This window comes from Yoonia sp., from assembly GCF_046498525.1.
Lineage (GTDB): Bacteria > Pseudomonadota > Alphaproteobacteria > Rhodobacterales > Rhodobacteraceae > Yoonia.
On sequence record NZ_JAWOAN010000165.1, the window covers coordinates 1 to 7,528 of the forward strand.

General features: G+C 55.6%; 5 protein-coding genes and 1 pseudogene. 2 read left to right on the forward strand and 4 right to left on the reverse strand.

The window, feature by feature from the left end; translation table 11 throughout:
• Positions 1–268: 268 nt before the first annotated feature.
• On the forward strand, positions 269–1,654 hold the full coding sequence (locus R6T97_RS10710; protein WP_410349285.1) for a transposase: 1,386 nt from the start codon (positions 269–271) through the stop codon (positions 1,652–1,654).
• 484 nt (positions 1,655–2,138) lie between these two features.
• On the opposite strand, the gene R6T97_RS10715 is transcribed toward R6T97_RS10710, so the two are convergent.
• On the reverse strand, positions 2,139–2,741 hold the full coding sequence (locus R6T97_RS10715; protein WP_410349286.1) for a hypothetical protein: 603 nt from the start codon (positions 2,739–2,741) through the stop codon (positions 2,139–2,141).
• 38 nt (positions 2,742–2,779) lie between these two features.
• Positions 2,780–5,158, reverse strand: coding sequence for a calcium-binding protein (locus tag R6T97_RS10720; RefSeq protein WP_410349287.1), 2,379 nt, complete (start codon positions 5,156–5,158; stop codon positions 2,780–2,782).
• Between the two features lie 141 nt (positions 5,159–5,299).
• Here R6T97_RS10720 and R6T97_RS10725 point away from each other — a divergent pair, with 141 nt between their 5' ends.
• The gene (locus R6T97_RS10725; RefSeq protein WP_410349288.1) at positions 5,300–5,527 is read left to right on the forward strand and encodes a hypothetical protein; all 228 of its coding nucleotides are present in this window, start codon (positions 5,300–5,302) and stop codon (positions 5,525–5,527) included.
• Here R6T97_RS10725 and R6T97_RS10730 read toward each other — a convergent pair.
• A pseudogene (locus R6T97_RS10730) lies at positions 5,515–5,904 on the reverse strand (transposase); the annotation flags it as partial. The gene R6T97_RS10725 and the pseudogene R6T97_RS10730 sit on opposite strands and share 13 nt — an antisense overlap.
• A gap of 382 nt (positions 5,905–6,286) precedes the next feature.
• Positions 6,287–7,306, reverse strand: coding sequence for an IS110 family transposase (locus R6T97_RS10735; RefSeq protein ID WP_410349289.1), 1,020 nt, complete (start codon positions 7,304–7,306; stop codon positions 6,287–6,289).
• Between the last annotated feature and the right edge of the window lie 222 nt (positions 7,307–7,528).

Here is a 7,528-nt window from a genome sequence, read left to right on the forward strand (position 1 = left end):
CCGATTACGTGGACCATGCGGTGCAAATGACGAATTCCTTCTCGCAGCAACCGCCCAGAACCTCCGCAAACTGGCGAAGATCTTTCCTGCACCGCAGCAAACGCGCAAAGCCTGATAGGAATGGCGCTTGCGCTGTGTTCAAGGGGCATCTTTCTGCAATTGCGCGCGGGTGTTTTTCCACAGAATCGGCGAATTCTGTTGAAAAACTCTTGTTGATTTGAATGCCTTTGGCTGATTCAATTCCCCTATAAGAGCGGGGGATTTGGCGATGATGGGACCGAAGCAGGAATCACAGGCGGCGCTGTTTTATGAGTTCTCGCTGGAAGACCACATCCCGCAAGGCCATCTGCTGCGCTCGATTGATCGGTTTGTCGATCTGAGCGACATCCGCCAGTATCTGGCTGAGTTTTACAGCCACACGGGCCGCCCTTCGATTGACCCTGAGCTTCTGATCCGCATGCTTTTGGTGGGATATTGCTTTGGCATCAGGTCAGAGCGCAGATTGTGCGAAGAAGTGCATTTGAACCTGGCGTATCGCTGGTTTTGTCGCCTCGATCTGTCTGATCCAATACCCAATCATTCGAGCTTCTCAAAGAACCGGCACGGGCGTTTCCGTGAGAGCGCTTTGCTGCGGCATCTGTTTGAGAAGACCGTCGCGCGTTGCATTGCGGATGGTTTGGTGAGCGGCCAGCGGCTTGCGGCAGATGCCAGCTTAATTGAGGCTGATGCGAACAAACAGAACTCCACCCCAAAAGAAGATTGGGATCACAGCGCCATTGATCCAAACGATGCGCCCCGTGCTGTGAAGGAATATTTAGATGTTTTAGACGATGCCGCTTTTGGTGCAGCATCGGAGGTAGAACCCAAGTTCACATCTCACTCTGATCCCTCGAGCCAGTGGACCGCAGCACGTAAAGGGCCAGCATTCTTTGCGTATTCGACCAATTATCTGATCGACACTGACCACAGCGTCATCGTTGACGTCGAAGGCACCAGATCGATCCGGCAAGCTGAAGTCGGATCCGTGCGCACCATGTTGGATCGGATTAAAGAAAGGCATGACATCGACCCTGAGCGATTGATCGCAGACACGGCCTATGGATCAGGGCCGATGCTGGGATGGCTCGTTGATCGCGACATCAATCCCCACATTCCGGTGCTCGATAAAGCGGGGCGCACCGACGGCACTTGGTCTCGCACCGACTTCGAATGGGACGCCGCGAACAACCAATATGTCTGCCCAGAAGGTGAGCCGCTCAAGCAGTTCCGCCGCAACTACTCAGACCCGAACCGTGGCCCCACTGGCAAAGGTGTAGCCAAGTATCAGGCCCTGAAACATACCTGCCAAGCCTGTCCGTCAAAGATGAAGTGCTGCCCGAAAGCTGATGCACGCAAGATCACCCGCGAAGAACATGAAGACGCCCGCCAAGTTGCCCGCGACATCGCCAAAACCAAGCAGTATGCCATCTCAATGCGGCTCCGAAAGAAGGTAGAAATGCTATTCGCCCACCTCAAACGCATTCTCGGGCTCGGGCGGCTCCGATTACGTGGCCCATGTGGTGCAAATGACGAATTCCTGCTCGCCGCAACCGCCCAGAACCTCCGGAAACTGGCGAAGATCTTTCCCGCACCGCAGCAAATGCGCAAAGCCTGACAGGAAAGGCGCTCGCGCGCACTTCAGGCCGCCATTTTCTGCGCTTGCAAACAGGAGTTTTTCAACAGAATTGGCGGATTCTGGCCATTCGCCGCCTGTGCGAGAGGGACGTGCTGGGGAAAGTGAAAGCAGCCGTTCAAAACGAATTGAATTTGAGTATCTCGCGGTATGACCGCTCCGAGCTGACAATCGCGTCAGATCCAACTGCAATGCAGGGTGCAGGGCTAAAGCGTAACCGCCCCGTTGATACCACAGATTACGTGGCTTGACTGTCCATTGCGGATATCGCTGGCGACCAGTTCCACGGTAACCGCCCTATTGTCACCGCCTGCTCTGGGTCGGCCTGATGGCCTAGCCTGCTTGAGCGGCGCGCGGACGTCATTGGCTGATGATCGTTCCAGTCATGATGCGCGCCTGTCATGCGAAAGTGACGCCGCCGGGAGGGACGACGTCACTTGACGCTGGGATGGCTGGCAACAGGCCGCTAGCGTTCGGCGGCAAAGACGCCGGTAAAGGTTTCACTGCTACCGCCGCTATCCAGCGATCCGTCGGCAAACCCCGCGACCGCACCAATCGGATCGCTGCCGTTGGCGATGATATCGCCCTCCAGCGCGATTGATGTGTCGTAGACCACGCCGCCATTGGTCAGATCCCCATCAAGGTTTGTGGAAATTTGCGGCACTGTCGCGGTCTGATCCAACACGCCAGTGCCGTTCAGCGTCCCCGTATATGCGCCGTCGTCTTCATGATAGAAGTTGGTGGCGCTGCTGGTGATCGTGCCAAGTCCGGGATCGAAAAATGTCGTGACGGTCAACTCTCCGATCAACCGGCTGCCGGCAACTTCGCCTGCGACAAATCCGTTGTATGTGGCGTTGCCGGTATCCGGGATTTCCAGTGCCGTCGCAGGTGTGATCCCTGCAATTAGATTTCCGTTCGCGTCGGTATAGAGAGCTTGCATCGCGTCCGCGTCAACCTCGATATCGGCAAAAGAAGTGTAGCCGGCAGGGGTTTCGTCATCGACTGAATCACAGCCCGCAACCAAGGCCACAGACGTGCCGACGGCAAAGAACATAACATATTTTTTCATTGTCTTTTCCTTTTCAAATCAATCAGGTTGACCGGCCGTCAGACCATTGCCAGCGCATCATCGGGGATGAAGTCATCAATGGTGATGTCGTTCTCATCGACGTTGCGCAGGATCATGCGATCGACGCCCGCCTGCAGGATCGCACCGGTCCCGCGGTAATCCGAAATCGTGATGTCCGCGAAATCGATACCATCCAAATGGATCATGTCTTCGCCATCGGTGAAGTCATAGACGATGTCCAATCTGGTCCCTTCGGCAAACACAAACGTATCCGCACCCAGACCCCCATAGAGGCGGTCAGTTCCAGCCCCGCCATCCAGCACGTCATCGCCTGCAAGCCCATAAAGGTAATCATTCCCCGCAAGCCCGGAAATCAGATCGACGCCCAGCGTGCCGGTCAGGATGTCGTTGTCGGCCGTTCCGATGATGATGTTGTCTTCTGACGACGGCTCGCCCGGCGAAGGATTGGTGATCAGGAAACTGTCAAGCAGGCTCAGCCCTTCGCCCGGGTCAACCGTATCGCCAACCTCAAGTTCGGCTGCCAGACCTGTCAGCGTGGCCACCAGTTCACCATCTACCGAGATCGTCAGATCATCACCGGAAACGCCTTGGGTGATCAGCGCGCGGTCTTCCACGCTGTCAATGTTGAACCCTTCCAGCGCGTCGAAACCGATCAGGCCCAGTTTATCCAGCCCCACTTCAAAATCCGCAATGACGCTTGACGTGACAATATCCGTCACGGTCGTTCCGTAAGACACGACGAACAGGTCGGCACCCGCGCCGCCCGTAAACGTGTTCTCACCAATCCCGACAAGAAAATCAGACCCCTCTGTCCCGGTGATTTCGGATCCAAAGGCGAATAATTCAATCTCTTCATAGTCGAGCAGCAACTCGGCACTGTAAATCGTGGCAGGCTTGATATCGCCTTTGATATAGACCGCGACGTCGAAACCCTCGGTCAGGTTCAGGCCGTTCGCCGAAACGGAGCCAGAATTGTTCTGATAGCCCGCGCTGATCTCTAGTGGTGAAATCGGGGTTGCCCAATCCAGCAGATTCAGGACCGTCTGGGTTTCGGCGCCAACCTCGTATTTGACTTCGTCACTTGTCGTCGGCAGCGGATCGCTTGGATCAATCGGGATGACGACGCCGGGCAGATCCTGTCCGTATTTGTCGGGCTGAAGCCGCCAACGTGGTCCGGTGACATATTCGGTTCCGTCAGGGTTCAACACAGGCTCGAATGGTTCGCGGTCCATCGTCGTGTACCACGCATTGGTAAAGCCCAATTCAAGGTCTTCGGAATCGCTGCCGATCTGATCGGGGATAGATCCTGTGACCGCCTCGGCCAGATCAGTGTCGCGCAGCATCGTGCCTGCGGGATAAAGCGTGCCGTCGCCGGCGTAATAATCATCGGTGGTCGCCCAGACAGTGCGCCCGATGTCACCATTGTAGTCGGTGATCACCTCATAGGTGGGCAATGTCCCGATAGCGGATTCATTTTCAAAATCCTCGGGGCGAACCTGATCGTTTGGATTGTTCGTGATCGTGTGATGGATCACAAGCTCTGCCGAGGTGACGCGGAACAGCGATTTCAAAGAGCTGAATTCGTCAAGCTCGCTCCACTCTTCGGGCAGGGGCAGTTCGGCTTCGACGCGCACGTCGTTGGGACGTTTTACGGCATTGCCCCAACGATAAAGCAGCTTGCCATCGTCCTTCATCGTCACCGAATAATCGGTGCTATAGGCAATATCATATTCAATCGTCGCTTCATTGGGGTTCAGCAGATCTTTGATGTCAACCACACCGTCCTGGTTCACGTCTTCAATGATAACCCCTGCGACATCTCCGTTCAGCAGGTCGGCCACATATTGGCCGTTATAGGCAGGGTTCTGGCTGAGAAGGATCAGGTTGTCATCAAGCGGATAAACAGCATCGGGATCGCCGGGATATTTCTGATCCGACAGGACATTTTGCATGACCGTGTAATGCTCGGTCGAAGCTTTCACCGTGTTGTCACCCAGCCCGGTCAGCCACGTGCCAAGCACCGCGGGTGTCTTGAACGTATCGGTGGGCGCATCCGAAATGACCAGCCCCATCTGCGTACCGCCGATAATCAGATCGCCGGCCCAGCCTTCGGTATAAAGGCCGTCAATTTCCTTTTCTTCGGCCCCCAAGAAGTCGGTGACGTTAAAGCCGAATTCGCTGTCAATTGGATAAAGTGTGACCCCGTCTTTTGTTATCTTGGTGCCGCTATCGCCACTGAAATCTATGAAATTTGCGCCTTCGTCACCCTGCGTCTGTCCGTCGAAGGTGGCGGTGATGTCGCTGGTGCTGAAAACATGGACCGCTGTGTACATCGGGTCTGTGTTCAGTGGTTGATCGAAGTCTTGCACGTTGCCTGGGTTGATGGGTGTAGCCATGTCTTCGTATCCCTCTGATAAACTTCGCTGAGCCATGTCGCAGTTTGAAATGGCACACATTCAATTTTCGTATCTTGTTTGCCACAGTCATGATTGACATAGATCAGTCGGGCAGACGCAGACGGCCATGGCGCCGCATCTGTGATTGTCAGCCTGATCAAGAAGCCGGGCAAAACGTCGGGCAGCCCAAAGGCCGACATTTTTGGCGAAGGTGGCTATCCAACGTTATTGTCGATCGAACCGTTCCCCGCGAAGCTGGATAGAGGGCCGGCGTGTCAGGCATCCCATATTGGTCGGCGCGATCTTTCGTCTCTGATCAATACAGCACGGCGTAACCATGCCATTGAGACCGCAGCTTATGCGGCTTGATTTTCCATTGCAGCGGCCAGCGGCGCCCAGTTCCACGGCAGCAATTCATCCAGCCTGTTGATCTTGTGATCGTGGATGCGGTCGAGGATGTTGGCAAGATAGGCCAGCGGGTCGAGAGCGTTCAGCTTGGCTGTTTCAATGACGGTCATCGCGCGCGCCAGGGTTTGCGCACCGGTATCAGCTCCCGCGAAGAGCCAGTTTTTCCGTCCTATTCCAATCGGGCGCAGGGCGCGTTCGGCCTGGTTGTTGTCGATGGCCAAACGCTTGTCGGTCGGGAACAGGCTGAAGGCGTCCTGCCGCGCGAAGCCATAGCGGAAGGCTTTTGCCAGATCGCTTTTGCCTAGGATGCTCAGAAGTTGCTGCTCGGACCATGCAAAAATTGGGCAGGCTAGCCGGCAGTCCCAAAACAAAGCGTGGCCTGCACCTGAACGGTTAAGCGATCCATCCTTGATGACCGCTTTGTCCCGCTCTGCCGACCTTCACACTATTAAAATGCTGCATGATGCACGAATGGCTTGTGTGGATGGCTCCTGCATAGCAAGACATTTTTGATCAGATTTGTGCATTTGTCACAAGCAGTCATGTGTCCGGCCTGTTTGCGCGGTTTTGACCGCTGGCCCTGAAGGGTTCCGCAAACCAAGTTCCCATCAGCTTTGCGGGCTTTAATGCCCGAGCCATTCGGCGGAGTGTCTTGGTTTTGGCGGCAGACTTATGCACCATCATCTCGCAGGTCTTGCTAACTCGTTGTTTCTTTTCTTCTTAGGAAGTGTGGGGCGTGTAAGGCTCGTTGCGGGTCAGAACGGCCCAAACGATCCGAGCGGTCTTATTGGCCATGGCGACGGTCGCGACGCGTGCTGGTTTGCGCTCGAGTAATCCGGTCAACCACTTGCTGGCGCGTTCTGGATGCGATCTCGTTTGTCGGACGAGGGACGTCATGCCGACGACCAACAATGATCGTAGGTATTGATCGCCCATTTTGGTGATGCGCCCGAGCTTCTCTTTGCCGCCGCTGGATTTGTTCGCAGGCGTCAGACCTAGCCATGCAGCAAACTCCCGGCCATTGCGGAACTGATGACCATCACCAATGCTGGCGATGATTGCGGAGGCCGTCACAGCGCCAACGCCTGGGATGGTGCGTAATAGCCGGACCCGAGCGTCTTCCTTGGCAACAACCTTCAGCCGGTCTTCATACCATCGGATCCGTGCATGCAGTACCATGAGGTGTTCGCACAGGTTGTGGATCACCTCATTAGCAATCTCGGGCAGGTCCAGCACTTGACCTGCGAGAATGTCCTCTGCAAATCCGATGATACGGGCGAGGCCTTGCGCAACGTAAACGCCGAACTCTGCGACCATGCCACGTAAGCCATTGATTAGCTGCGTGCGTTGTCGGACAAGCAGATCCCGTGCGCGATGGAGCGACAGAAGTGCCTGCTGTTCAACTGTCTTGATCGCAACAAAGCGCATTGTCGGACGCGTCACCGCTTCACAAATAGCCGCCGCGTCAATGGCGTCAGACTTACCGCGTTTGACGTATGGTTTGACATACATCGGTGGGATTAACCGGACTTCATGACCCAACGCTGTCAGTTCCCGCGCCCAATGATGCGCGCTGCTACAGGCCTCCATGCCAATGAGGCAGGGTTCAATCTTGGAAAAGAATGGCAAAAGCTGCGCGCGTCTCAAAGGGCGGTTGAAGACGACCTCTTCGCCTTCAGTGATACCGTGAACTTGGAAAACGTTCTTGGCCAGATCAACACCGATTGTGGTAACTTGCATGGGGTGGCTCCTCTCTTATGCAGACATCGACACCTGCAGTATGGCGCATTGCGACGCCGGTTGAAGCAGGAGCCATCCACCCCATCAGCTTCGGTGGGCCGCGCTGCAGCATCCTGATTCGAGGCTTAAGGTCGGCAGTGGGCCGGGTGTGTCTTGAAGGGCGACCATCGTTTGCAATTTTGCAGTGTCGGCTCCCTGCGCATAGCTGACCTTGGTCTTTGG